Source organism: Amycolatopsis sp. NPDC104863, from assembly GCF_055582965.1.
Map to the genome: position 1 here is coordinate 603,401 of NZ_JBVJOW010000003.1, position 24,776 is coordinate 628,176.

A 24,776-nucleotide genomic window follows, 5' to 3' on the forward strand; every position below is an offset into this window, starting at 1 on the left:
GTGGGGGAGCGGTTCGGGGCGCGGCTGGCGAAGGCCGTCGCGGCCCGGGGCCCGCTGTGCGCCGGGATCGACCCCCACCCGGGCCTCATCGAGGCCTGGGGGCTCCCGGTGGACGCGTCGGGCCTGGAACGCTTCGCGCTGTCCGCCACGGAGGTCCTGGCGGCGCACACGGCGATCGTGAAGCCGCAGTCGGCGTTCTTCGAAAGTTTCGGGGCGGCCGGTGTCCGCGTCCTCGAACGGGTCGTGGAAACGGCCCGGGACGCGGGCGCGCTCGTGCTGCTGGACGTCAAGCGGGGCGACATCGGCTCCACGATGGCGGCCTACACGGCCGCGTACGTGGCCGACGGCGCGGCGATCGCGGCCGACGCGATCACCGTTTCGCCCTATCTCGGGTTCGGCTCTTTGGCCCAATGCGCCGAAACGGCGGTCGCCGCGGGGCGCGGCATCTTCGTGCTTGCGCGAACTTCCAACCCCGAAGCGGCCGCCGTGCAGAACGCGAAACTGCCCGACGGGCGCACCGTCGCGCAGGCGATCGTCGACGAAGTGGCGGCACTCAACGACGGAGCCGCGCCGCTCGGCGATGTGGGTGTGGTCGTCGGAGCCACCGTTGCGCCGGGAGAGCTCGCGCTCGCCGGGCTGAACGGACCGGTCCTGGCGCCCGGTTTCGGGGCCCAGGGAGCCACTGTGGCCGATTTGCGGGCCCTTTTCGGTACCGGACTACCTGGTGTGCTGCCCGCATCGTCCCGTGACCTGCTGCGGCACGGACCGGAGCAACCCGCTTTGCGCCAAGCGGTCGAACGTGTCGCCGAAGTGCTGGCCGACCCGCAGGAAAACGGCCAATAGCAGGCCCCGGAAACCAGTCCCACCAGCCACCCCCGCATTGTGGCCGGTGCTCACGGGTGGGTACCGTCGCGTCACCCACCCAGATTTGAGAACTACCGGAGGAAAACGTGGCACTTCCCCAGCTGACAGAGGAACAGCGCGCTGCGGCGCTGGAGAAGGCCGCCGCCGCCCGCCGCATCCGTGCTGAGCTGAAGGAGCGGCTGAAGCGGGGCGGTACCACTCTGGTCGACGTGCTGAAGCAGGCCGAGGAGAACGAAGTCCTCGGCAAGATGAAGGTTTCGGCTCTGCTCGAGGCCCTTCCGGGCGTCGGCAAGGTCCGCGCGCAGCAGACCATGGAACGACTGGAGATCGCCCCCAGCCGTCGTCTCCGCGGCCTCGGCGACCGGCAGCGCAAGGCGCTGCTGGCCGAGTTCAGCGGCGAGTGAGCGGCGTCGGTCGTGACCACCCGGTGAACCCGGGCACCGACCGCGGCAGTGAGCCGGTGGCGGGGGACTTCCCCCGGCACCGGCTCACCGTCGTATCGGGGCCTTCGGGGGTCGGGAAGTCGAGCGTGGTGGGGGAGCTGCGCAAGCTCGAGCCCGACGTCTACTTCAGCGTTTCGGTCACCACGCGCAAGCCGCGGCCCGGCGAGGTCGACGGCGCGCACTACCACTTCGTCGACCGTCCCGAGTTCGACGCGATGGTCGGCGACGGCAGGCTGCTCGAGTGGGCCGAGTTCGCGGGCAACTGCTACGGCACCCCGCGCGAGCCGGTCGAGAAGGCCCTCGCCGAAGGGCGCCCGGCGGTCCTGGAGATCGAACTGCAGGGCGCGCGCCAGGTCCGCGCGGCGATGCCGGAGGCCCGGCTGGTGATGCTGATGCCGCCGTCGTGGGACGAGCTGGTCGGCCGGCTCACCGGACGCGGCACGGAGAACGAGGCCGCCGTCAAGGCGCGGCTGATGGAAGCGGAGCGTGAGCTGGCCGCCGCCGGGGAGTTCGACCACCGCCTCGTCAACGCCGACGTGCGGGAGGCCGCTGAGCACTTGCTAAACTTGATTACCGGCGAGCAGTTTGCCGCCGGTAGTCCCACAGATTCGGAGCACCAAGAGTGACGACTCAGGCGACGCTGCACGAAGAGCTCGAGGGCATCACCAACCCGCCGATCGACGACCTGCTCGAGAAGGTCAGCTCGAAGTACGCGCTGGTGATCTACTCGGCCAAGCGTGCCCGCCAGATCAACGACTACTACGCCCAGCTGGGCGAGGGGCTGCTCGAGTACGTCGGCCCGCTCGTCGAGCCGGGCCCGCGCGAGAAGCCGCTCTCGATCGCGCTGCGCGAGATCCACGGTGGCCTGCTCGAGCACACCGAGGGTGAGTAAACCCAAGGTCGTCCTGGGCGTGGGCGGCGGCATCGCCGCCTACAAGGCCTGTGAGGTCCTGCGGGGGCTGACCGAGTCCGGTCACGACGTCCGCGTGGTACCCACCGAAGCCGCGCTGAACTTCGTCGGCGCGGCCACCTTCGAGGCTCTCTCGGGGCACCCGGTGCACACCGGCGTGTTCACCGAGGTGCCCGAGGTCCAGCACGTCCGCGTCGGCAAGGAGGCCGACCTCGTCCTGGTCGTCCCGGCGACGGCGAACCTCCTCGCGAAGGCCGCCCACGGCCTCGCGGACGACCTGCTGACCACCACGTTGCTCACCGCCCGGTGCCCGGTTGCCTTTTTTCCGGCGATGCATACCGAGATGTGGGAGCACCCGGCAACCCGCGACAATGTTGCCGTCCTGCGCTCACGCGGCGTGACCGTCGCCGAGCCGGACTCCGGCCGGCTGACCGGCGTCGACACCGGCAAGGGCCGCCTCGCGAACCCCGCCGAGATCGTCGACCTCGCCCGGTTGCTGCTGGCCAGGCCGGACGCGCTGCCCCGTGACCTCGAAGGCGTCCGCGTGGTCGTCTCGGCCGGCGGCACCCGCGAACCGCTGGATCCAGTCCGTTACCTGGGCAACCGTTCCTCCGGCAAGCAGGGGTACGCGCTGGCCCGCGTCGCCGCGCAGCGCGGCGCCGAGGTCACGCTGGTCACGGCGCACACGATCGCGCTGCCCGACCCGGCGGGCGCGGTCGTGAAGCACGTCTCGACGGCCGAAGAGCTGCGGCAGGCCATGCACGCCGAAGCCGCCGCGGCCGACGTCCTCGTGATGGCCGCCGCCGTCGCCGACTTCCGGCCGGCGAACCGGGCCGACGTCAAGATCAAGAAGTCCGATGACCAGCCGGATCCCGTGCTCACGCTGGACCGCAACGCCGACATCCTGGCCGAGCTGGTCCGGGGCCGGCGGCCCGGTCAGGTGGTCGTCGGGTTCGCCGCGGAGACCGGCGACGAGCACGGCAGCGTCCTCGACCACGCCCGCGTGAAGCTCAAGCGCAAGGGCGCCGACCTGCTGGTCGTCAACGCCGTCGGCGACGGCAAGGCGTTCGGCACGGAGGACAATTCGGGCTGGCTGCTCGGGTCCGACGGCACGGAAATCCCTATACCTCTCGGTGCGAAGGCCGAACTCGCGTCCACGTTGTGGGACGCTGTTGTGAGCTTCATGAAGCGTTGACTGTCCCCAGAGCGATAGTCAGTACGCTTGCACTAATTAAGGGGTGCCTAACTTGCCGGGCATCCGACGTCTAGGTGAGGAAGTGACGGCCACCGTGACCGCGTCTAGCAGCAGATTGTTCACCTCGGAGTCGGTGACCGAAGGGCACCCCGACAAGATTTGTGACGCCATCAGCGACTCGATCCTCGACGGGCTCCTGTCGAAGGACCCGCGCAGCCGCGTCGCGGTCGAGACCCTGATCACCACCGGCCAGGTCCACGTGGCGGGCGAGGTGACCACGGAGGCGTACGCCGACATCCCCACGATCGTCCGCGACGTCATCCTGAAGATCGGGTACGACTCGTCGGCCAAGGGCTTCGACGGCAACTCGTGCGGCGTGAACGTCGCGATCGGCTCCCAGTCGCCCGACATCGCCCAAGGCGTCGACACCGCGTACGAGTCGCGGGTCGAGTCCGACGAGGACGAGATTAACCGCCAGGGCGCCGGCGACCAGGGCCTGATGTTCGGCTACGCCTGCTCGGACACCCCCGAGCTGATGCCGCTGCCGATCGCGCTGGCCCACCGCCTGTCCAAGCGGCTGACCGCGGTCCGCAAGGACGGCGTGCTGCCGTACCTGCGCCCGGACGGCAAGACCCAGGTGACCATCGAGTACGCCGGCGACCAGCCGGTGCGCCTCGACACCGTGGTCGTGTCGACCCAGCACGCGGACGGCATCGACCTCGACCGCATGCTCGGCGTCGACGTCAAGGAGCACGTCGTCGCGCCCGAGCTCGAGGGCCTGGGCATCGACACCTCCGGCGCGCGGCTGCTGGTCAACCCGACTGGCCGCTTCGTCATCGGCGGCCCGATGGGTGACGCCGGCCTGACCGGGCGCAAGATCATCGTCGACACCTACGGCGGCATGGCCCGCCACGGCGGTGGCGCGTTCTCGGGCAAGGACCCGTCCAAGGTCGACCGCTCCGCCGCGTACGCGATGCGCTGGGTGGCGAAGAACGTCGTCGCGGCCGGGCTGGCCACGCGCACCGAGGTCCAGGTCGCGTACGCGATCGGCAAGGCGGCCCCGGTCGGCCTGTTCGTCGAGACGTTCGGGACCGAGACGGTCGACCCGTCGAAGATCCAGCAGGCCATCACCGAGGTCTTCGACCTGCGGCCGGCGGCGATCATCCGCGACCTCGACCTGCTGCGCCCGATCTACGCCCCGACGGCGGCGTACGGCCACTTCGGCCGTCCCGAGCTCGGCCTGCCGTGGGAGAGCACCGCCCGCGCCGAGGCGCTGAAGAACGCCGCGGGAGCCTGACGCACGATCCGGTGAAGGCCACCTCGACCCCGTCGAGGTGGCCTTCCTGGCGTCCGGGGTGTCGGAGGGGTCTGGTAGAGATCACGGCGTGAGTAGCTCCGAGCCCGCCGCTCTCTGGGACCTCCCGGAGAAGCCGCCCGCCGCTCAGGCGGCGCCGTCGCGTGCCCGGAAACCGAAGCCGGGGCAGAAGGCGAAGGGCGCCCAGTCGCCCGCGCCCGAGCGGCCGGTCGCGCGGATCGTCGTCGACATCCCGCTGGCGCACCTGGACCGCACCTTCGACTACCTGGTGCCGGAGAAGCTGCACGAGACCGCCGTGCCCGGTTGCCGGGTGCGTGTCCGGTTCGCCGGGCAGCTCGTCGACGGGTACCTGGTCGAGCGGGGCGAGTCCAGCGACTACGACCGGAAGCTGGCGTTCCTGGACCGCGTCACCTCGGCCGAGCCGGTGCTGCCGCCGTCGCTGCGCGGGCTGTGCCGTGCGGTTGCCGACCGCTACGGCGGCACGCTGTCGGACGTCCTGCGGCTGGCGATCCCGCCGCGGCACGCGAAGGTCGAAGGCGAGCCGCCGCTGCCGCCGGCGGCGCTCCCGGAGGCGCCGGACACCACGGCCTGGGCGCGCTACCAGCGTGGCCCGGCGTTCCTGGAGGCGCTGGCCGAGGGCAAGCCCGCGAACGCCGTCTGGCAGGCCCTGCCGGGTGAGGACTGGCCGCGCCGGCTCGCCGAAGCGGCGGCGTCCGTGGCCGCGGCGGGCCGCGGCGCGGTGCTGGTGGTGCCCGACCACCGTGACCTGACGCGGGTGCACGAGGCGTGCGCTTCGCTGGTGGGTGAGGAAGGCGTCGTGGCGCTGATCGCCGGGCTCGGGCCCGCCGAGCGGTACCGGCGCTGGCTGGCGGTGCTGCGCGGCGCGGTGCGCGTGGTGGTCGGGACACGCGCGGCGATGTTCGCGCCGGTCCACGACCCGGGCCTGTTCGTCGTCTGGGACGACGGCGACGACCTGCACCTCGACCAGCACGCGCCGTACCCGCACGTCCGGGACGTGCTGATGGACCGTGCCCACGCGGCGAAGGCGTCCCTGCTGGTCGGCGGGTTCGCCAGGACGGCGGAGGCCCAGCTGCTCGTCGAGTCCGGCTGGGCGGCGCCGGTGCTGGCGGACCGCACGGTGCTGCGCTCGGCCGCCCCGCGCGTCACGCCGGTGGGCGAGGACTTCGACGTCGCCCGCGACGAGGCCGCCCGCGTCGCCCGGCTGCCGGCGGTGGCGTTCGAGGCCGCGCGGCAGGCGTTCGCGGCGGGCCACCCGACGCTGGTGCAGGTGCCACGGCGCGGCTACGTGCCGGGCCTGGCCTGCGGAAACTGCCGTACGCCCGCGCACTGCCGCCGGTGCGCAGGTCCGCTGGCACTGCCCGGCGGCTCGATCGACGGCCAGCCGAAACCCCCGGCGTGCCGCTGGTGCGGCGTCCCGGAGACGGCGTTCCGCTGCACGGCGTGCGGCTCGGTCCGGCTGCGCGCGGTGATCGTCGGCGCGAAGCGGACGGCGGAGGAGCTCGGCCGCGCGTTCCCGGGCATCCCGGTCCGCACGTCCGGAGCGTCGGAGGTCCTGGCTTCGGTGCCGGGCAAACCGGCGCTGGTGGTGTGCACGCCGGGAGCGGAACCGGTGGCGGAAGGCGGCTACGGCGCGGCGCTGCTGCTGGACGGCTGGGCGTTGCTCGGCCGCCAGGACCTGCGAGCGGCGGAGGAGGCCCTGCGCCGCTGGATGGCAGCGGCGGCCCTGGTGCGCCCGTCGTCGTCGGGCGGCCGCGTGATCGTCGGCGCGGAGGCGGGGATGCCGGTGGTCCAGGCATTGGTCCGCTGGGACCCGGCCTGGCACGCGGCCCAGGAGCTGGCCGAGCGCCAGGAGCTCGGCTTCCCCCCGGCGATGCGCATGGCGAGCGTGGAGGGCAGCCCGGACGCAGTGGCTTCGGTGCTGGACGACCTGCCGCTGCCGTCGTCGGGAGAGGTCCTCGGCCCGGTCCCGCTGGGCGAGGTGGACGAAGAGGGCAACGCTTCGCGCGAACGGGCGTTGGTGCGCGTGTCCCGAGCGGAGGGAAAGGCACTGGCGGCCGAAATCCACGCGGCGGCGGCGCGCCGGGACGCCCGGAAGGCCACGGAGCCGATCCGCATCCAGCTCGACCCCCTGGACCTCATCTAGCCCGTGTCGACCCTTCAGTCACGCGTGTCGACCCTTCAAGCACGGTGGCTCAGCCCGGAAGGACTGTGCCCGGCAGGGATTCCACCGCCGCCCGCGGGGATTCCGTTGCCTGGACCGGGATCGCCGCGGAAGAAGCATCCGCCGCTGCGGTCGCCAACGTGATCACCTGTGCCGCGATCGCCTGGCGGCGGGACTCGAAAGCCGGGTCCGTCAGCGCCGCCGGGTCGGCCGGCTGGCCCAGCACCGGCGTGTGCAGGTGCCCGCCCGCCACCGACGTCAGGCCCAGCCCCAGCCGGACGCGGTTCGCGCGGAACATCGATTCGTTCGACAGGTAGTTGCCGCCGCCGCCCGACGCCGCGATCTCGTCCGGCGCCGGGGCGTCCAAACGGCACACCGGCGTTCCCGTGCCCGGGTGCGAAGAATCCGGCCACACGCAGAACGCCTGGTTGAAGTTCACCGGGTACGCGCCCTCGGGCGCGGCCAGCATCCGCTGGTACGGCAGAGTCGTCTCGATGAACTGGACGTCCGGCTGCGGCCAGCCCGCCGCCGGCGGGACCCCGCCAGTGACGGACACGTTGTTGTTGTCCGGGAACCCGCCGCGCCACGCGCCGGCCCAGCGTTCGATGTCGAAGCGGCCCGGGCGGCCCTGGCTGATCGTCAGGACCACGTCCGGCCGTCGCGCGCGGTCGCGCAACGCCGTGCCGTACGCCGCTTCGACGATTCCGTCGTCGAAGTAGCCCCACACCACCGGAAAGCTCACCGCCTGCATCACCGCGCGCCCGGACGGCGTGTCCAGCACCCGGCCGTCCAGCTGCAGCGCCGACGCCCCGGCCGGGTTCGAGATGGTCAGGCCCGGGCCGTCGAGCTGGAACGGGTCGAAGCCGCTCACCATGACCCGCCGCGTCTTCCCGAGCGGGAACCGGACGTCGTCGAGGCCGCGCGAGCCGCGGTCGAACGCGGTCAGCAGGGAAGTGCGGTCCGGCAGGGAAAACGCCGGCTTCCACTGCCGCAGCGCGCTGCTGAGCTGCAGCCGCGCCCAGTACAGCGGCCGGTCGTCGAAGCGGTCGAGCGTCCCGAGGTCCGGACGGCGCCCCTGCGCGCGGTCGACCGCCGTCCGCCACAGCCGATCGCCGGCCTGGGTGACCACCCGCTCGGCCCGACGCGGGGTGCGTGCCGCGCAAAGGTCGCGCTTCACCTCGGCGACCAGGGGATCGAACCCGGCCAGCCGCACGAGCTCGGGCCCGACGGCGGGCCCACCGGCCGGCAGGGTGGCGGTGAGCCGCTGTTCTTCCACGGTCAGCGGAACACCGGCGTCGAAGCACCCGGGCGCGGCAGTGGCCACGGCGGGGAAGGCGAAGAGCGGAACGGCGGCGAGCAGGGGGAGCAGGGCGGTCAGGCGCACGGGTTTCCCTCCACGGCGTGGGTGACGCGGTCGAGTCTTCCGCCGACCGCGCCACCCGCGTAACCCGCGGAAGTCGGGGATCAGCCCGTCGCGAGGACCTTCAGCCGTGAAATGTCCGCGCTGAACGAGTCCTGGTCGATCGGTGAGGAGCTGTACTGCCAGAACGTGTAGAAGCCCCAGTTGTACGGCAGCGTCCCCGCCGACGACGCGTACCGCGCCACCCACAACGGGTTCGTCGAGCTGAAGTCGCCCGTGTTGCCCGTGCACTGGCTCCACCAGCTTGTCGCCGTGTAGATCACCGGCCAGCGGGTCGTCTTCGCGTGGTACTCGTCGGAGAACGCCTTGATCCACGCCACCATCTGGGCCGGTGTCTTGCCGTAGCAGGCGTTGTTCGGGCCCCATTCGATGTCGAGCGTGCCCGGGAGCGTCTTGCCGTCCTTCGACCAGTTGCCGCCGTGGGCGACGAAGTAGTCGGCCTGGGCCGCGCCGCCCGAGGTGTCCGGGCGGCCGTAGTGGTACGCGCCGCGGATCATGCCCACGTTGTAGGAACCCGTGTACTGCTGGGAAAAGTAGGCGTTCTGGTAGCCGGTGCCCTCGGTCGCCTTGACGTAGGCGAACTTCTTGCCCGCGCTCCAGTACGACGCCCAGTTGACGTTGCCCTGGTAGGAGCTGACGTCGATGCCGGGGACGCTCGCGTCCACCGACGCCGGCGCGAGCCCCGCCGGGGGCACCCCGTCGTGGGCGCGGATCGCCGCGCCCATCTCGTGGTTGTTCGACGCGTCCTGGTCCGGCAGCCCCGGTGAAGCCGAGGCGCCGGCGGCGGTCACGACCAGCAGGGAGGCCGAGACGGCCATGGCGGCGCCGAGCAGGCGGCGCCACCGTCGTGGTGCAGTCATCTTGAATTGTTCCCTTCGAATCACCCTCGCGGTGCGCGGTGTGCAGGCCGCGCCGCATGATTCTGTTACGCCGGGGGCCACAACGTCACTGCTCCATGTGATTTAATTTCGTACCCCCCTGAATCACGTGAAAAGTTGACAAAGCGGGCGAACCGGCCCCTTTGGCGTCTTGAAGGCGGCCGGTGCGAGGGGCAGACTCGCCCGCATGCCGCCGCTCAGACGCCGCCGCGTCCTCCTCGTCGCCGCCACCGCCGTGCTCGCCACGGGCGTCGCGGCCGGACCCGCCTCCGCCGCCACGCCCACCCCGAAGTCGCCGGTCGCCGTCGGCTTCGGCGGCGCCGTGGCCAGCATCGACGCCGACGCCACCGCGATCGGCACCAAGGTCCTGCGCGACGGCGGCAACGCCGTGGACGCGGCCGTCGCGGTCGCCGCCGCGCTCGGCGTCACCGACCCGTTCTCGGCCGGCGTCGGCGGGGGCGGGTTCTTCGTCTACTACGACGCGAAGACGCACCGCGTGCACACACTGGACGGTCGCGAGACCGCGCCGAAGTCCGCCGACGCGAACCTCTTCGTCGAAAACGGCCAGCCGCTGCCGTTCAACGACGCCGTCACGAGCGGGCTCAGCGTCGGCGTGCCCGGCACCCCCGCGACGTGGTCCGAAGCCCTGCGCAAGTGGGGGACGCGCTCGCTCGCGAAGTCCCTGAAGCCCGCGGAAGACCTGGCGCGCAAAGGTTTTGTCGTCGACCCGACGTTCCAGACGCAGATCGCGAACAACGCCGCGCGGTTCTCCGCGTTCCCGTCGACGCGGTCGCTGTACCTGCCGAACGGCGCGCCGCCGGCGCCCGGGACGGTCTTCCGGAACCCCGACCTCGCGGACACCTACGCGCAGCTCGAGCGCCGCGGAGTCGACGCGCTCTACCGGGGCCCGATCGGCGCGGACATCGCCAAGACCGTCCAGCAGCCGCCGAAGGACCCGGCGTCGACGCTGAACGTGCGGCCCGGCAAGCTCACCGCGCGCGACATCGCCGACTACCGGGCGATCGAGCGCACGCCGACCCACGCCGAGTACCGCGGCCTGGACGTCTACGGCATGCCGGCGCCGTCCTCGGGCGGGCTCACCGTCGGCGAGGCGCTCAACATCCTCGAGAACTACGACCTCAGGCACGCGAGCAAGGCCGACTACCTGCAGTACTTCCTGGAGTCGACGCGGTTCGCCTTCGCCGACCGCAACCGCTGGATCGGCGACCCCGCCGTCATCGACGTCCCGGCCAAGGAGCTGCTGAGCCAGCGCTTCGCCGACACGCGGGCCTGCCTGATCTCGAAGGACAAGGCCGCGACCAGCCCGGTCGCGCCCGCCGACCCGCGGCACCCGACGCCGTGCGCGGCCGGGACCACCGGCGCGCCGACGCCGTACGAGGGTGAAAACACGACGCACCTGACCGTCGCCGACAAGTGGGGCAACGTCGTCGCCTACACGCTGACCATCGAGCAGGAGGGCGGCAGCGGGATCGTCGTGCCGGGCCGCGGGTTCCTGCTCAACAACGAGCTGACCGACTTCTCGTTCACGCAGGTGACGCCGGGCGTGCCCGACCCGAACCTGCCCGGCCCGGGCAAGCGGCCGCGCTCCTCGATGGCGCCGACGATCGTGCTCAAGGACGGCCGCCCGTTCTTCGCCACCGGCTCGCCGGGCGGCGCGTCGATCATCACGACGGTGCTGCAGGTGCTGACCGGCCGGATCGACCGCGGCCTGTCGCTCGAGGACGCCATCGCGGCGCCGCGCGCGTCGCAGCGGAACTCGGCCCAGGCCCAGGTCGAGCAGCAGTTCCTGGACCTGCCGGAGACGGCGGCGCTCAGGGCCCGCGGCCAGGGCTTCTCGACGGCGCCGGCGGAGATCGGCGCGGCGACGGGCGTGGAGCGGCTGCGCGACGGCCGCTGGCTGGCCGCGGCGGAACCGGTCCGCCGCGGCATCGGCTCGGCCCAGGTGGTGTGGCCCGCGCACTGGTAGCTCAGGCTTCGAGAGCCCAGCGGACGTACGGCGCCTTCGGGACGAACCCGGCCCGCTCGAACACCCCGGAGGCGCCGGACGGGCTCGCCGAGTCCACCACCAGGCTCGCCTGGTCGTAACCCTGCTCCTTGGCGGCGTGCAACGCGTGCGCCAGCAGGGCGGCCGCGATACCGCGCTTGCGGTGGTCCGGCAGCGTCCCGACGACCATGAAGTGCGCGTCGCGGAGGCCGGTGGCCTCGGTGTCGGCGTCCCAGGACAGCGTCACGAGCAGGCCGACCGGCTCCCCGTTCGCGTCGCGGAACAGGAAGCTGACCTCGGGCCGGAACGTCTGGTTGACGATCTTGTTGCGCCACTGGTCGGCGGGCATCGGCGCCGCACCCCAGCAGTCCTCGAACGCCGCGTTCCGGACGCGCCGGAAGTCCTCGTCGGTCTCCGGCTCGATCCGCACCTGAGCCGCCGGTGCGCCGAGCGGGTGTTCCCTGCGCACGAACCGGCGGCGGGCGCGAAGCCGCGGGACCGCATCAGCCCGGCGATGTGCTCGCCGCCGGTGCACGTCGACCACGAGCTTCGCCTCCGTGTGGTGCCGGGTGTGCAGGACCTTCGCCGCCACCCCGGCTTCGACGAGCCGGTGCCGAGCCCACGGCGCCGGTGGCCGGGTGGACCCCGCCGTCGAGGAAGACCCGGTGGACCTCGTCGGCAGTGGGCTTGAAGCGGATCTTCGGACAGCCGGCGATCACCCTCGCCGTCGAAGGCCGCGAGGCTCCCGAGCGCCAGGTCCACGCGTTGACGACACCGGTGGCGGGCCGGTGCCTGCCCGAACGCAGCCCCCGCCCTCTCCGGGGGTCCGGCCCCGCTTCCAGCCTACTGGGGGCACCCGACGAGAAGCCGCGAAAGTGGTCTTGTGGGGCCTGGTTGTCCACATCACGGTGATGCTGTGGACAACCAGGTGGGCGCGAGCGCGCCGTGATCATCGGGGCCTTCTAGACTCGGGCGCGATGTTCCAGTCACGTGAATCCTCCCCGCTCCCGCCGGGGGTGGGCCGATGAAGCTCGTCTTCGCCGGCACCCCCGATCCGGCGGTCCCCGCGCTGCGCGCCCTGCTCGACTCCGGGCGGCACGAGATCGTCGCCGTCGTCACCCGGCCCGACGCCCAGGCCGGGCGCGGGCGCCGGGTCGTCCGGTCACCCGTCGGCGCGCTCGCCGACGAACACGGCATCGAGGTGCTGACCCCGGCGCGCGCGAGCGACCCGGCCTTCCTCGCCCGGCTCACCGAGCTCGCGCCGGACGCCTGCCCGGTCGTCGCCTACGGTGCGCTGCTGCCGCAGGCCGCCCTCGACATCCCGCGCCTCGGCTGGGTGAACCTGCACTTCTCGCTGCTGCCCGCCTGGCGCGGGGCCGCGCCGGTGCAGGCCGCGATCCGGGCCGGGGACGAGATCACCGGCGCGTCGACCTTCCGGATCGTCAAGGAGCTGGACGCGGGCCCGGTCTTCGGCGTGGTCACCGAGACGATCGGCGCGACCGACACCGCGGGCGGCCTGCTCGGCCGGCTGGCGGAGTCCGGCGCCAAGCTGCTGCTGTCCACCATGGACGGTCTGGCCGACGGCAGCCTGGTCGCGCGCGAGCAGCCCGCCGAGGGGCTCAGCTACGCGCCGAAGGTGACGGTCGAGGACGCGCGGGTGTCCTTCGCCGACCCCGCCTCGGCGGTCGACCGGCAGATCCGGTCGGTCACGCCGGAGCCGGGCGCGTGGGCGGAGTTCCGCGGGGAACGCTTCAAGCTCGGCCCGGTCACGGTGCTCGACGAACCCGGCCCGCCGCCGGGCGAGATCGTGGTCGAACGCAAACGGGTGCTGGTCGGCACGGCGACGAAGCCGCTGCGGCTCGGCGAGGTGCAGGCGCCCGGCAAGAAACGGATGGCGGCCACCGACTGGGCCCGCGGAACCAGGATCGACCAGGGAGAACGCCTCCGGTGAACGACAGCAGGGAACGACGGCCGTCACGGCCGCAGCGGGGCCGCCCGGCCCCGCGCAAGGAAGGCCCGCGCCGCCCGCCGGAGGTGGACCCGGCCCGGCAGGCCGCGTTCGACGTCCTGGCCGCGGTGCGGACCAAGGACGCCTACGCCAACCTCGTCCTGCCGGACCTGCTGCGCGAGCGGCGGATCGGCGGCCGGGACGCCGCGCTGGCCACCGAGCTGACCTACGGCACCGCGCGGGCGCAGGGCCTGCTCGACGCCGTGATCGCCGCGTGCGCCGAGCGTCCGCTGTCCCAGACCGACCCGGCCGTGCTGGACGCGCTGCGCCTCGGCGCCTACCAGCTGCTGCGCACGCGCATCCCGGAGCACGCCGCCGTGACGTCCACTGTGGACATGGTGCGGGCCGAAGCCGGTTCGTGGGCCACGGGTTTCGCGAACGCGATCATGCGCAAGGTGTCCGAAAAGGACGAACAGACCTGGCTCGACGAGCTGGCGCCGGACGAGGGGACCGACCCCATCGGGGCCTACGCGCTGCGCACCGCGCACCCGCGCTGGATCGCCCGGTCGTTCGCCGAAGCGCTGGGGGACAAGGGCGCCGGCCTCAAGGCCGCCCTCGAAGCCGACGACGCGCGGCCCGAGGTGCACCTGGTCGCCCGGCCCGGCGAGATCAGCGCCGACGAGCTGGCCGCGATCACCGGCGGCGACCCGGCGCCGTACTCGCCCTACGGCGTGCGGCTACCCGCGGGCGCCGGTGACCCGGCCGACGCCGAGCCGGTCCGCGAACGCCTGGCCGCGGTGCAGGACGAGGGCAGCCAGCTCTGCGCGATCGCCGCGACGAAGGTGCCCGTCGAGGGCACCGACGAGCGCTGGCTCGACCTGTGCGCCGGCCCCGGTGGCAAGGCCGCGCTGCTCGGCGCGCTGGCCGCGCTGAGCGGGGCGACCGTGGACGCCGTCGAGAAGGCGCCGCACCGCGCGAAGCTCGTCGAGAAGGCCACCAGCGGGTTGCCGGTGAAGGTGCACGTCGCCGACGGGCGCGAGAGCGGCTTGGAACCGGGTTACGACCGGATCCTCGTCGACGCGCCGTGCAGCGGGCTCGGCGCGCTGCGGCGGCGGCCGGAGGCGCGCTGGCGTCGGCAGCCGTCCGACGTCGCGGACCTCACGAAGCTGCAGGGCGAGCTGATCACGGCGGCGTACGCGCTGCTGCGGCCCGGCGGCGCGCTCACCTACGTCGTGTGCTCGCCGCACCTGGCCGAGACCGAGGGTGTCCTCGGCGAGACGGCGCGGCGGCTCAAGGCCGAGGTGCTGGACTCGCGGGAGTTCTTCCCCGGGGTGCCGGAGCTCGGGGACGGGCCGTACGTGCAGCTGTGGCCGCACCGCCACGGCACCGACGCGATGTTCTGCGCCGTGCTGCGCAAACCGTGAGAGATCTCGGGCTGGTCGCCGGCTCGTGCGGCGGGCTGGACGTCCGGTTCGCCGCCGAGCTGGTCCGGCCCGCCGCCGCCCGTGGCTGGCGGACGGCGATCACCTTGACGCCGACCGCGCACCGCTGGCTGGAGTCCACCGGCGCGCTGGCCGACGTCGAAGCCGCGACCGACTTGCCGGTCCGCAGTGTGTCGAGGCTGCCGGGGGAGCCTCGGCCGCACCCCGATCCGGCGGTGTTCCTCTTCGCCCCGGCGTCGGCCAACTCCGTGGCGAAGCTGGCGCTGGGCATTGCGGACAACCAGGCGCTGACCGTGCTCGGCGACGTCCTCGGGGCGCCCGGGATCACGGTCGTGGTGGCGTACCAGATCCAGGACACCCGGGTGCACCACCCGGCGTGGCAGCGCCACCTCGACACCCTCGCGGGCGCCGGGGTGACGCTGCACCGGCTCGACGTCGGGCGGCCGTGGACCGAAGCGCTCGATCTGCTGCCCTGAAGCTGGGGCGCCGCCCCCCGGTTTCCACGCTACCGGCAGGCACCGACAGTTCCGGCTACCTCCGGGCCAGCGCGACTTCGAACGCCGTCTCGGTGTTCTGCTGCACGCCGTCGGGGACGGGGAGCTCGTTGACCGACACGGCGGCGGCCCGGCCGCCGTCGAGGGCGCCGGCCAGCGTGGCGAAGCCGAAGATGCCCCCGTCGTGGCCCCAGTACGGCGTGCCGTCCGGCAGGGTCCGGCGGATCAGGCCGAGGCCGTAGTCGGCGCCCGGCTCGCTCGGCGCCGGGACCGTGCGCCGCATCTGCGCGAGCTGCGCCGCCGGCAGCAGCCGGCCGGCGAGCAACGCCGAGAAGAACGTGTCCAGGTCCCGGCCGCTCGACACGAGCCCGCCCGCCGCACCGGCGATCGACGGGTCGAAGTCGGTGAAGTCGACCGGGGGTCCGCCGAGTGACACGTAGCCACGCGGGTGCGGCGCCGGCAGCCGCTCGTCGCCACGGCGGGGCAGTGCCGTGTCGCGCAGGCCGAGCGGCCGGGCGATCCGGCGGTCGATCTCGGTGGCGAGACCGCGTCCGGTGACCTTTTCGACGAGCATCCCGGCGACGATGTAGTCGGTGTTCGAGTAGGACCAGGAACTGCCGGGCGCGAACAGCGGCGCGTGCTTCAGCGCGATCGCGACCAGCTCGCCTGGCTCGGCGCCGCGGTGGCGCAGGGACTCGGGGTCCTCGGTCAGCACCTCGTCGGTGTAGTTGTGGAGGCCGCTGGTGTGCTGCAATAGGTTCCGCACGGTGATCTGCCGGCCGTCGTTGCCGTTGCCGGTGATCAGCCCGGGCAGGTAACGCTCGATCGGGTCGTCGAGCCTGACCTTTCCCTCGGCGACGAGCTGCAGCACCACCGTCGCGACGAACGTCTTGGTGACGCTGCCGACGCGGAACTTCGCGTCCCGCGGGTACGGCTTCCCGGTGCTCAGGTCGCCGACCCCGCTGCGCGTCTCGGTGACGCGCCCGTGGTCGGTGACGACGGCTTCGGCGCCGGGCGCGCCACCCTGGGCGGTGACCCGGTCCAGCGCCCGCTGCAGCGGGTTCGTGGTGGTGGCGAGCGCGGGTGCCGCCGTGGTCGCCGCGAGGAGTGCGACGAGTGTTCCGCACGCGACGATCTGCTTGCCGCGCAATGACTTCCGCATGGAGCAACCCCTGGGGTCTCGATGGTTTCCCGGACCTACTGTCCTGAACAGAGCGCCGTGTCGGTGGCGGCCAGCAGGTGCTGGTTCGCGTTCCCGGGCGCCGGATCCTGGTTGAGCACCACGGTCGCCCGGCGGCCGTCTGGGCCGACTCCCGCCAGGTTCGTGAAGCCGACGATCCCGCCCTCGTGGCCCCAGAACAGCCCGCACGACACCGGGATGCTCCCCAGCCCCAAGCCGTAGCGCGCACCCGGAATCCCGAGCTCGTCCGCGGGAACCGTCCGCTGCATCTCGGCGAGCTGGGCCGGGCGCAGCAGACGGCCGTCGAGCAGGGCGCCGTAGAACCGGTCGAGGTCGGCCGGAGTGGACACCAGACCGCCCGCCGCCCCGGCGATGGTCGCGTCGAAGTCGCTGAAGTCCACCAGTTTTCCGGCGATCGCCGTGTACCCGACCGCGTGCGGGTCCGGCAGCTTCTCGTCGCCGCGGCGTGGCAGGTACGTGTCGTGCAGGCCCAGCGGGCGTGTGATCCGCCGGGTGATCTCGTCACCCAACGCGTGCCCGGTGACCTTCGAGACGAGCATCCCGGCCACGATGTAGTTCGTGTTCGAATACGACCAGCCCGCGCCGGGCTCGAACAGCGGCGGGTGCGCGAGCGCCATCGCCACCAGCTCGGCCGGCTCCGCGCCGCGGTGCCGCAGGCTTTCCGGGTCTTCGAGGGCGAGGTCGCCCAGGTAGTCGTAGAGCCCGCTCGTGTGCTGCAGCAGCTGCCGGACGGTGATCCGGTGGTCGGGCAGCAGCCCCGGCAGGTACCGCTCGACCGGCGCGTCCAGCTTCACCCGGCCCTCGCCGACGAGCTGCAGGACGACCGTCGCGACGAACGTCTTGGTGACGCTGCCCGCGCGGAAGGAACCGTTGCGCGGGAACGGTTTCCCGGTCGCGACGTCGCCGCGGCCGCTGCGCACCACCCGGGTGCGGCCGTGGTCCTGGATCACCGCTTCGGCGCCGGGGACGCCGTCCTGGGCGGTGAGCACGTCGAGCCGGCGCTGGACCGGGTCGGCGGTGGTGGCGGCGAGCGCGGGTGCCGCGGTGGTCGCCGCGAGGAGCGCGACGAGCGTGCCGCACGCGAGGACTCGCTTGCCGGGCAAGGACTTCCGCATGAAAGAACCCCCTGGTGTCGTGGTGCTCCCCAACCTAGGGAGCCCATCACCAGGGGGCATTGGGGCAGGCCGCCGAACCGTTCCGGGGGCCAGCCCTACCGCACTCGTCGTGAGTGGTAATTCGGGTTCTAACCCGAATTACCACTCACGAGCGGGTCAGCGCAGGCGCAGGGCCCGCTTCAGGGTGCCGAACAGGTCGGTCTGGTTGGTCAGGCCGACGACGTTGGCCGCCTGCGGGCCCATGGCCGCGATGCGGACCTGGGTACCCGTGTGCGACTGCGAGCCGCCGGTCTCGGCGGTGCCGTAGGCCAGGGTCATGTTCGAGCCCTCGTTGGTGACCAGCGTCGCGGTCAGGCCCGGGGTGGCGGTCGGCTCGACGATCTGGGAGCTGTGGCCGTGGTCGGCGGTCACCAGCACCAGCGTGTCGGGGTGGCTGCGGGCGAACGCCGTGCCCGCCGCGATCGCCGCGTCGAAGTCGATCGTCTCGCCGATCTGGCCGCACGGGTCGGCGGCGTGGTCCTGCTTGTCGATGCTCGCGCCCTCGACCTGGAGGAAGAAGCCCTTGTCCGAGTGGCGGTCGTCGAGCAGCTCGAGCGCCTTGCGGGTCTGGTCGGCCAGCTTCGGCTGGGTCTTCGGCAGCGCCGGGTTCGGGGTGCAGCGCGACGGCGGGGTGCCGCCGTGGACCGCGGCCGGGCCGGTCCAGTTCACCGGCATGTTGTTCTTGGCGAACAGGCCGAGGACCGGCTTGCCCTTCTTCGCCGCGGCCAGGTCGGCCGCCGTGTTCACGACGTTGTAGCCGGCCGCCTTGGCCTGGTCCAGGACGGTCTTGCCCTTGAACTTGCCGGCCGTGACGGTCTGGTCGAAGAACGTCGCGCCGCCGCCCAGCAGGACGTCGGGGCGGGTCTGGACGAGCTGCTCGGAGATCGAGCCGGCGCCGCCGTTCTCCTTCGCGTTCTTCGCGCACTTCGCGGTCGTCTCGACCGGGCCCTTGCAGTCGCGGCTGACGACGTGCGCACCCAGCACCGCCGGCGTGGCGTCCTGGACCTCGGCGGTGGTGACGTCACCGGTGCGCAGCCCGCCGCGCTTGGCGAGCTCGAGGATCGTCGGCACGGAGTTGCCGTACGCGTCGACCGAGATGGCGCCGTTGTAGGTCTTGACGCCGGTGGCCCAGCCGGTGCCGGACGCGGCCGAGTCGGTCACGTAGTTCGGCTTGCCGGGGTTGTTCTGCTCGACGGCGTAGGTCGTGTAGTCGCCGGTCAGCGGCAGCTCGTCCATCGCGAGCCGGCCCGCGGCGCCGCGCTCGTAGTTGCGCGCGGAGGTGATCTCGGACTGGCCCATGCCGTCACCCAGGAACAGGATGACGTTGCGGGCGGAGCCGCCCTGGATCGCCGAGCGGACGTCGTTGGTGCGGTCCCCGGCGCCGGCCGACGAGCGCGTGTCGGCGGTGCCGGAACCACTGGCGGCGATGGCGACCGGCGCGGCGGCGATCAGCGCGGCGCCGAGCGCGCCCGCGACCAGCCACCGGCGGCGGCCGGTGAGCAGCGAAGCCATGTTTCTCCTCATTGGGGGACTTCGGGAGGTACAGCCCGGATTTCGGACACGCGTTATTAGTCCCTTTGCATGTGTGCCGGGCGCGGCCGTCAGGTGAGCACCAGGTGGCCGGTGCCCGAACTCATGGCTTCCCGCGGGTGACCAAGAGCACGTCGGTTATTGACCGGCGAGGTGCCCCGGCCGGACGACGCCCGATTCGTACGCTATGACCACTGCCTGGGCGCGGTTGCCCGCGCCGAGCTTCGCGAAGACGTTGCCCACGTGCGTCTTCACCGTCTCGAGGCTGATCACCAGCGCGGCCGCGATGTCCTGGTTGGACAGTCCGGTGGCGATCAGCCGGAGCACCTCGGCCTCGCGCCGGGTCAGCGTCTTCGCCGCCCGCGCGTGCGTCCCGCCCGGCTGCCGGGCGGTCACCAGCCGCCGGATCGCTTCGGGGAACAGCAGCGACTCGCCGGCGGCCACGGTCCGGACGGCGTGCGCGATCTCCTCCTTGCGGGCCCGCTTCAGCAGGAACCCGCTGGCCCCGGCCAGGAGCGCTTCGTGCACGTAGTCGTCGTTGTCGAACGTCGTCACGACGAGGACCTTCGGCGGCTCGGTGGTCGCCGCGAGCAGCTGCCGGGTGGCCTCGATGCCGTCGGTGCCGGGCATCCGGACGTCCATCAGCACGACGTCCGGGCCGGTCCGGCGCACCGCGGCCAGGACCTCCGAGCCGTCGGCGGCCTCGCCCGCCACGGGGATGCCCTGCTGCTCCAGCAGCGCCCGCAGGCCGGTGCGGACGAGCGGCTCGTCGTCGACGAGCAGCACGGTGGGGCTCATGCGCCCGTGCGCAGCGGGATGGTCGCGCGCAGCCGCCACCGCTCGCCGTCCGGCCCGGCGTCGAGCTCGCCACGCAGGGCTTCGACGCGCTCCGCGAGCCCGGCCAGCCCGTGCCGCCCGGGCCGCGGCTCCGCGCCGCGCAGGGGGTTGACCACGGCGATCGCCAGCCGCTCGGGCCCGGCGAAGACACGGACGTCGACCGTGCCCGGGCCGGCGTGGCGCAGGGCGTTGGTCAGGCCCTCCTGGACGATCCGGTACCCCTCGCGCGACACCGCGGCCGGCAGCGCGCCGACCGGCCCGTCGACGGTCAGCCGGACGTCGAGCCCGGCTTCGCGGGCGCGCACGGTGAGGACGTCGACCTCGGCCAGCGTGCGGGTCGGCTCCTTCGTGGCAGGCTCTTCACGCAACAGGCCGAGCACGTGGTCGAGGTCTTCGAGCGCGCCGCGGGAGCTTTCTTCGATCGTGCCGAGCGCGCGCCGGACCTGCGCGGGATCGGTCTCGACCAGGTCGGCCGCGGCGGCCGCCTGGATGGTCGACGTCGTGAGCGTGTGCCCGATCGAGTCGTGCAGCTCGCGGGCCAGCCGGTTGCGCTGGGCGAGCACGGCCGCGCGGCGCTCGGCCAGCGCCGCGCGCTCGGCCGCGGACGGGCCCAGCAGCGCCGCCGCGCCGGCCCGGAAGCCGCGGGTGGCGGCGGCCGCGAGCAGCAGCGCGGCCACGAGCATCACCAGGGCGACCGGCACCGTCCACGGCCCGGCTTCGGCGGTCGCGCCGAAGAACGAGAACTGCCCCTGGTCGCCGTTCAGCCACATCACCGGCACGAGGACGCCGAGCAGCAGCACCCCTTCGACCACGAGCAGCAGCCCGCCCAGCGCGGCGTGCAGCACCAGCCAGGCGGCCGAGCGCAGCCGGTCCGGCCAGGCGGGCCGGGCCCGTCCCGGCGCGGGCAGGTCGGTCCCGAGCATGGCGTTGGCCACGGCCACGCCGAAGCGCCGCGTGGGCGCGGCCAGCCCGGCGAGCCCCAGCAAGAGGGCGAGCGCGGCCAGCGCGAGGACGAAGTGCAGCTGGGGCGGGCCCGGGATGAGCGCCACGACGAGGGCGAAGGGGAACGCGGGCAGCGTCAGAGCGGTCCCCAGCAGGGCGTAGGGCACGCTGAGGTAGCCGCCGGGACGCAGCAGGGAACGCGGGAAACCGGACATGACCCCGAGGTTATGGGGACTCCGGCCCCGGGTGCTTCCCCCTGCGGAGCCAGATCGGGAGCCGGATCCTGGTCACAACCGGTTAGCGAGCGTTAGCAGTGCCCTCCTACACTCAGGACGTGGCTGACCGACCCCTGATCGCCCCCAGCATCCTGTCCGCGGACTTCGCCCGGCTCGGCGAGGAGATCGCCGCCGTGGCCGGTGCGGGGGAGACCCGCGCCGACTGGGTCCACGTCGACGTGATGGACGCGCACTTCGTGCCCAACCTGACCCTCGGCCTGCCGGTGGTCCAGGCGCTGCTCAAGAGCACCGACGTGCCGATCGACTGCCACCTGATGATCGACGACCCGGACCGCTGGGCGATCGGGTACGCCGAGGCCGGCGCCTACAACGTCACCGTGCACGCCGAGGCCGCGAAGGACCCCATCGGGCTGGCGAAGAACCTGCGTGCCGCGGGCGCCAAGGCCGGTCTGTCGGTCAAGCCGGGCACCGCGCTCGAGCCGTGGCTCGACGCGCTCAAGCACTACGACACGCTGCTGGTGATGTCGGTCGAGCCGGGCTTCGGCGGGCAGTCGTTCATCGCCGACGTCCTGGAGAAGGTCCGCACCGCGCGGCGGCTGGTCGACACCGGGCACCTGAAGCTGGTCGTCGAGATCGACGGCGGGATCAACACCGACACCATCGAGCAGGCCGCCGAGGCGGGCGTCGACTGCTTCGTCGCCGGGTCCGCCGTCTACGGCGCCGAAGACCCGGGCAAAGCGGTCGCCGCGCTGCGCGAGCAGGCGGCCCGGGGCCGGGCCGGCTGATCACGCGGCGGCACCGGAGAAGCTTCCGGGCCGCGGCGGGTGTTGGATGGGAGGACCGGCTCACTAGGAGGCAGCGGACGTGTTCACCGGCATAGTCGAGGAGATCGGCGAGGTCACCGCGGTCGAGCAGCTGACCAACGCGGCGCGGCTGCGCGTGCGCGGCCCGCTGGTCACCAGTGACGCCGGGCACGGCGACTCGATCGCGGTCAGCGGCGTCTGCCTGACCGTCGTCGAGGTGGCCGGCGGCGAGTTCACCGTCGACGTCGTGCACGAGACGCTGCAGCGCTCGAGCCTGGCCAAGGTCGCGGTCGGCGACCGGGTCAACCTGGAACGCGCGACCCCCGCGGGCGGCCGGCTCGGCGGGCACATCATGCAGGGGCACGTCGACGGGACCGGCGTGTTCCTCTCCCGCGACGAAACCGGCGTCACGACCTTCGCGCTGCCCGGGCACCTGGCGCGCTACGTCGTCGAGAAGGGGTCGATCGCGGTCGACGGGATCTCCCTGACGGTCGCGGCGATCACCGACGAGCAGTTCAAGGTCGCGCTGATCCCGACCACGCTCGAGGTGACCACGCTCGGCGGCCGCGAAGCCGGCGACCTGGTCAACCTCGAGGTCGACGTGGTCGCGAAGTACGTGGAAAAACTCGCCACGCCGCACCTGCGGCAGGGGAACAATGACGGCGGCGGCACGGAGGAGCGGTCATGAGCGAGACGAGTGCGGCAGAGCCCGAGGCGGGCTGGACCCCGTGCGGGACCGGCGCGGTGTTCGACGCCGACGCCATCGAGCGGGCGATCGCCGACGTCGCGGCGGGGCGTCCCGTCGTCGTGGTCGACGACGAGGACCGCGAGAACGAGGGTGACCTCATCTTCGCGGCCGAAAAGGCGACGCCGGAGCTGCTGGCGTTCATGGTCCGCTACACCTCGGGCTACGTCTGCGTGGCGCTGACCGAGGCCGAGGCCGACCGGCTGGACCTGCCGCCGATGTACCACACGAACCAGGACGCGCGCGGCACCGCGTACAGCGTCACGGTCGACGCCGCCGACGGCATCAGCACCGGCATCTCCGCCGCCGACCGCGCGCACACGATCCGGCTGCTGGCCGACCCGGCGTCCACCGCGAAGGACTTCCGCCGTCCCGGCCACGTCGTGCCGCTGCGCGCGAAGGAAGGCGGCGTGCTGCGCCGCCCCGGGCACACCGAGGCCTCGGTCGACCTCGCCCGGATGGCCGGCCTCGCGCCGGCGGGTGTGCTCTGCGAGATCGTGTCGCAGAAGGACGAAGGCGACATGGCCCGCCGCGACGAGCTCGAAGTCTTCGCGGCCGACCACGACCTGGCGATCATCACCATCGCCGACCTGATCGCCTACCGCCGTCGCACCGAGAAGCAGGTCGAGCGGGTCGCCGAGGCGCGCATCCCGCTGGCCGCGGGCACGTTCCGCGCCGTCGGCTACGACAGCCTGCTGGACGGCATCGAGCACGTCGCGTTCGTCTACGGCGAGATCGGCGACGGCCAGGACATCCTCGTGCGTGTCCACTCCGAATGCCTGACCGGCGACGTCTTCGGCTCGCTGCGTTGCGACTGCGGGCCGCAGCTGGAGGCGGCCCTGGAAGCGGTGGCCGCCGAAGGCCGCGGCGTCGTGCTCTACATCCGCGGCCACGAAGGCCGTGGCATCGGCCTGCTGCACAAGCTGCAGGCCTACCAGCTGCAGGACGACGGCGCCGACACCGTCGACGCCAACCTCGCGCTCGGCGTCCCGGCCGACGCCCGCGACTACGGCACCGGCGCGCAGATCCTCTGCGACCTCGGCGTCCGCACCATGCGGCTGCTCTCGAACAACCCGGCCAAGCGGATCGGCCTGGAGGGCTACGGCCTGCGCGTCACCGGGCGGGTGCCGCTGCCGATCTCGCCGAACCCGGAGAACCTGCGTTACCTGCGGACCAAGCGCGACCGGATGGGCCACGACCTGGCCCAGCTGGAGCACTACGACCAGGTCGGTGCGGGCGCCGAGCACCCCGACGGAGGAGCGCTGTGAGCGGCGAAGGCCGGCCGGAGGTCTCCCTGGACCTGACCGGCTGCAAGACCTTGAAGCTCGGCATCGTCGCCACCCGGTGGAACGCGGACATCACCGACGTCCTGCTGGAGCGCGCGCTGGTCGCCGCCCGTGAGGCCGAGCTGGAAGAAGACCCGACGGTCGTCCACGTCGCGGGCGCGATCGAGCTGCCGGTCGTGGTGCAGGCGCTGGCCCGCAACCACGACGCGGTGGTCGCGCTCGGCGTGGTGATCCGCGGCGGCACCCCGCACTTCGAGTACGTGTGCGACGCGGTGACGGCGGGCCTGACCCGGGTGGCGCTCGACGAGAGCACCCCGGTCGGCAACGGCGTGCTGACGTGCGACACGCACGAGCAGGCCGTCGACCGGTCGGGCCGTCCCGGGGCGAAGGAAGACAAGGGTTACGAGGCGACCGTGGCCGCGCTGGACTCCGCGCACGTGCTGCGGAGCCTGCGCCAGCCGTGGACCGAGCGGGGTTTTGTGTGAGCGTGGCTACTTCGACGGCGACCCTGGTGTTCCGGCCCCGCCGGGCGATGATCATGTGCAGCGTGATGGCGGTGGCGCTGCTGGCGGTGTTCGTGGTGGTGGCGGTGCTGCTGCGCAACGGCGACACGGGCGTCCACTTCCAGCGCTCCGACCAGGCGGCGATGATCGGCATCGGCATCCTGCTGGCGTGCGGCGTGATGCTGTTCGCGATCGCCCGCGTGCGCGCGGACGCCGAGGGCATCGAGGTCCGGAACGTCCTGGTGACCCGGCGGTTCGCGTGGACCGAGGTCCTGTCGGTGAGCTTCCCGGACGGCGCCTCGTGGGCCCGGCTGGAGCTCCCGGACGACGAGTACCACTCGGTGATGGCGGTGCAGGCCGTCGACCGGGGCCGGGCGGTGGAAGCGGTCCGGGCCCTGCGGAAACTGCACCGCGCGGCCATCGGCGGCTGACCGCTCGGCCCC

At 72.9% G+C, this 24,776-nt stretch carries 24 protein-coding genes; 16 read left to right on the top strand and 8 right to left on the bottom strand.

Annotated features, from left to right (window positions below):
• The 7 genes from pyrF to ACZ63J_RS19525 all read left to right on the top strand — a co-directional run bounded on the left by pyrF (nucleotide 1) and on the right by ACZ63J_RS19525 (nucleotide 6,891).
• Nucleotides 1-843, top strand: coding sequence for an orotidine-5'-phosphate decarboxylase (gene pyrF / locus ACZ63J_RS19495; protein WP_465405226.1), 843 nt, complete (start codon nucleotides 1-3; stop codon nucleotides 841-843).
• Nucleotides 844-950: 107 nt separating this feature from the next.
• A complete protein-coding gene (gene mihF / locus ACZ63J_RS19500; protein WP_003096398.1) occupies nucleotides 951-1,268 on the top strand; it encodes an integration host factor, actinobacterial type in 318 nt (105 codons plus the stop codon).
• Nucleotides 1,265-1,933 (top strand): guanylate kinase, encoded by a 669-nt coding sequence (gene gmk / locus ACZ63J_RS19505; RefSeq protein ID WP_465405066.1) that lies wholly within the window; start codon nucleotides 1,265-1,267, stop codon nucleotides 1,931-1,933. The genes mihF and gmk overlap by 4 nt, the downstream gene beginning before the upstream one ends.
• Nucleotides 1,930-2,199 carry a DNA-directed RNA polymerase subunit omega gene (gene rpoZ, locus ACZ63J_RS19510; RefSeq protein ID WP_005152353.1) on the top strand — a complete coding sequence of 90 codons (270 nt, stop codon included), beginning with the start codon at nucleotides 1,930-1,932 and terminating at the stop codon, nucleotides 2,197-2,199. The genes gmk and rpoZ overlap by 4 nt, the downstream gene beginning before the upstream one ends.
• Nucleotides 2,192-3,412 carry a bifunctional phosphopantothenoylcysteine decarboxylase/phosphopantothenate--cysteine ligase CoaBC gene (gene coaBC / locus ACZ63J_RS19515; protein ID WP_465337764.1) on the top strand — a complete coding sequence of 407 codons (1,221 nt, stop codon included), beginning with the start codon at nucleotides 2,192-2,194 and terminating at the stop codon, nucleotides 3,410-3,412. The genes rpoZ and coaBC overlap by 8 nt, the downstream gene beginning before the upstream one ends.
• 94 nt (nucleotides 3,413-3,506) lie before the next feature.
• Nucleotides 3,507-4,709 carry a methionine adenosyltransferase gene (gene metK / locus ACZ63J_RS19520; RefSeq protein ID WP_465405228.1) on the top strand — a complete coding sequence of 401 codons (1,203 nt, stop codon included), beginning with the start codon at nucleotides 3,507-3,509 and terminating at the stop codon, nucleotides 4,707-4,709.
• Nucleotides 4,710-4,797: 88 nt separating this feature from the next.
• Entirely contained in the window at nucleotides 4,798-6,891 is a 2,094-nt protein-coding gene (locus ACZ63J_RS19525) for a primosomal protein N' (protein WP_465405068.1), read from the top strand.
• Nucleotides 6,892-6,940: 49 nt separating this feature from the next.
• Here the strand turns inward: ACZ63J_RS19525 and ACZ63J_RS19530 are convergent, their stop codons facing one another.
• Complete coding sequence (locus ACZ63J_RS19530; protein WP_465405069.1) at nucleotides 6,941-8,293, bottom strand: pyroglutamyl-peptidase I; 1,353 nt, start codon at nucleotides 8,291-8,293, stop codon at nucleotides 6,941-6,943.
• Nucleotides 8,294-8,373: 80 nt separating this feature from the next.
• Nucleotides 8,374-9,189: a lysozyme gene (locus ACZ63J_RS19535; RefSeq protein ID WP_465405071.1), complete on the bottom strand. Its 816-nt coding sequence runs from the start codon at nucleotides 9,187-9,189 to the stop codon at nucleotides 8,374-8,376.
• A 205-nt stretch (nucleotides 9,190-9,394) separates the two neighbouring features.
• Between ACZ63J_RS19535 and ggt the strand changes: the two genes are divergently transcribed.
• Nucleotides 9,395-11,194, top strand: a complete 1,800-nt coding sequence (gene ggt / locus ACZ63J_RS19540) for a gamma-glutamyltransferase (protein WP_465405074.1) — start codon at nucleotides 9,395-9,397, stop codon at nucleotides 11,192-11,194.
• 1 nt (nucleotide 11,195) lies between these two features.
• On the opposite strand, the gene ACZ63J_RS19545 is transcribed toward ggt, so the two are convergent.
• Entirely contained in the window at nucleotides 11,196-11,804 is a 609-nt protein-coding gene (locus tag ACZ63J_RS19545) for a GNAT family N-acetyltransferase (RefSeq protein WP_465405076.1), read from the bottom strand.
• A gap of 432 nt (nucleotides 11,805-12,236) precedes the next feature.
• Between ACZ63J_RS19545 and fmt the strand changes: the two genes are divergently transcribed.
• From fmt to ACZ63J_RS19560, 3 genes are read left to right on the top strand one after another with little or no spacing between them, the layout of a single operon-like run.
• Complete coding sequence (gene fmt / locus ACZ63J_RS19550; protein WP_465405078.1) at nucleotides 12,237-13,163, top strand: methionyl-tRNA formyltransferase; 927 nt, start codon at nucleotides 12,237-12,239, stop codon at nucleotides 13,161-13,163.
• The gene (locus ACZ63J_RS19555) at nucleotides 13,160-14,584 is read left to right on the top strand and encodes an RsmB/NOP family class I SAM-dependent RNA methyltransferase (protein WP_465405080.1); all 1,425 of its coding nucleotides are present in this window, start codon (nucleotides 13,160-13,162) and stop codon (nucleotides 14,582-14,584) included. Before fmt ends, ACZ63J_RS19555 begins: the two co-directional genes overlap by 4 nt.
• On the top strand, nucleotides 14,581-15,078 hold the full coding sequence (locus ACZ63J_RS19560; RefSeq protein ID WP_465405082.1) for a flavoprotein: 498 nt from the start codon (nucleotides 14,581-14,583) through the stop codon (nucleotides 15,076-15,078). The genes ACZ63J_RS19555 and ACZ63J_RS19560 overlap by 4 nt, the downstream gene beginning before the upstream one ends.
• A gap of 55 nt (nucleotides 15,079-15,133) precedes the next feature.
• On the opposite strand, the gene ACZ63J_RS19565 is transcribed toward ACZ63J_RS19560, so the two are convergent.
• The 5 genes from ACZ63J_RS19565 to ACZ63J_RS19585 form a co-directional block, all read right to left on the bottom strand.
• The gene (locus ACZ63J_RS19565) at nucleotides 15,134-16,258 is read right to left on the bottom strand and encodes a serine hydrolase domain-containing protein (RefSeq protein WP_465405084.1); all 1,125 of its coding nucleotides are present in this window, start codon (nucleotides 16,256-16,258) and stop codon (nucleotides 15,134-15,136) included.
• 35 nt (nucleotides 16,259-16,293) lie between these two features.
• On the bottom strand, nucleotides 16,294-17,412 hold the full coding sequence (locus ACZ63J_RS19570; RefSeq protein ID WP_465405086.1) for a serine hydrolase domain-containing protein: 1,119 nt from the start codon (nucleotides 17,410-17,412) through the stop codon (nucleotides 16,294-16,296).
• A 156-nt stretch (nucleotides 17,413-17,568) separates the two neighbouring features.
• Complete coding sequence (gene phoA / locus ACZ63J_RS19575) at nucleotides 17,569-18,963, bottom strand: alkaline phosphatase (RefSeq protein WP_465405088.1); 1,395 nt, start codon at nucleotides 18,961-18,963, stop codon at nucleotides 17,569-17,571.
• A gap of 156 nt (nucleotides 18,964-19,119) precedes the next feature.
• Nucleotides 19,120-19,779 (bottom strand): response regulator transcription factor, encoded by a 660-nt coding sequence (locus tag ACZ63J_RS19580; RefSeq protein WP_465405090.1) that lies wholly within the window; start codon nucleotides 19,777-19,779, stop codon nucleotides 19,120-19,122.
• A complete protein-coding gene (locus ACZ63J_RS19585) occupies nucleotides 19,776-20,975 on the bottom strand; it encodes a sensor histidine kinase (RefSeq protein WP_465405092.1) in 1,200 nt (399 codons plus the stop codon). Before ACZ63J_RS19585 ends, ACZ63J_RS19580 begins: the two co-directional genes overlap by 4 nt.
• 134 nt (nucleotides 20,976-21,109) lie before the next feature.
• Between ACZ63J_RS19585 and rpe the strand changes: the two genes are divergently transcribed.
• The 5 genes from rpe (at nucleotide 21,110) to ACZ63J_RS19610 (ending at nucleotide 24,764) form a co-directional block, all read left to right on the top strand.
• Nucleotides 21,110-21,781, top strand: a complete 672-nt coding sequence (gene rpe / locus ACZ63J_RS19590; protein WP_465405230.1) for a ribulose-phosphate 3-epimerase — start codon at nucleotides 21,110-21,112, stop codon at nucleotides 21,779-21,781.
• Between the two features lie 79 nt (nucleotides 21,782-21,860).
• Entirely contained in the window at nucleotides 21,861-22,487 is a 627-nt protein-coding gene (locus ACZ63J_RS19595; RefSeq protein ID WP_465337742.1) for a riboflavin synthase, read from the top strand.
• Nucleotides 22,484-23,812 carry a bifunctional 3,4-dihydroxy-2-butanone-4-phosphate synthase/GTP cyclohydrolase II gene (locus ACZ63J_RS19600; RefSeq protein WP_465311156.1) on the top strand — a complete coding sequence of 443 codons (1,329 nt, stop codon included), beginning with the start codon at nucleotides 22,484-22,486 and terminating at the stop codon, nucleotides 23,810-23,812. Before ACZ63J_RS19595 ends, ACZ63J_RS19600 begins: the two co-directional genes overlap by 4 nt.
• Nucleotides 23,809-24,315, top strand: coding sequence for a 6,7-dimethyl-8-ribityllumazine synthase (ribH, locus tag ACZ63J_RS19605; protein WP_465311157.1), 507 nt, complete (start codon nucleotides 23,809-23,811; stop codon nucleotides 24,313-24,315). The genes ACZ63J_RS19600 and ribH overlap by 4 nt, the downstream gene beginning before the upstream one ends.
• 47 nt (nucleotides 24,316-24,362) lie before the next feature.
• A complete protein-coding gene (locus ACZ63J_RS19610) occupies nucleotides 24,363-24,764 on the top strand; it encodes a PH domain-containing protein (protein ID WP_465311419.1) in 402 nt (133 codons plus the stop codon).
• The last annotated feature ends 12 nt before the right edge of the window (nucleotides 24,765-24,776 follow it).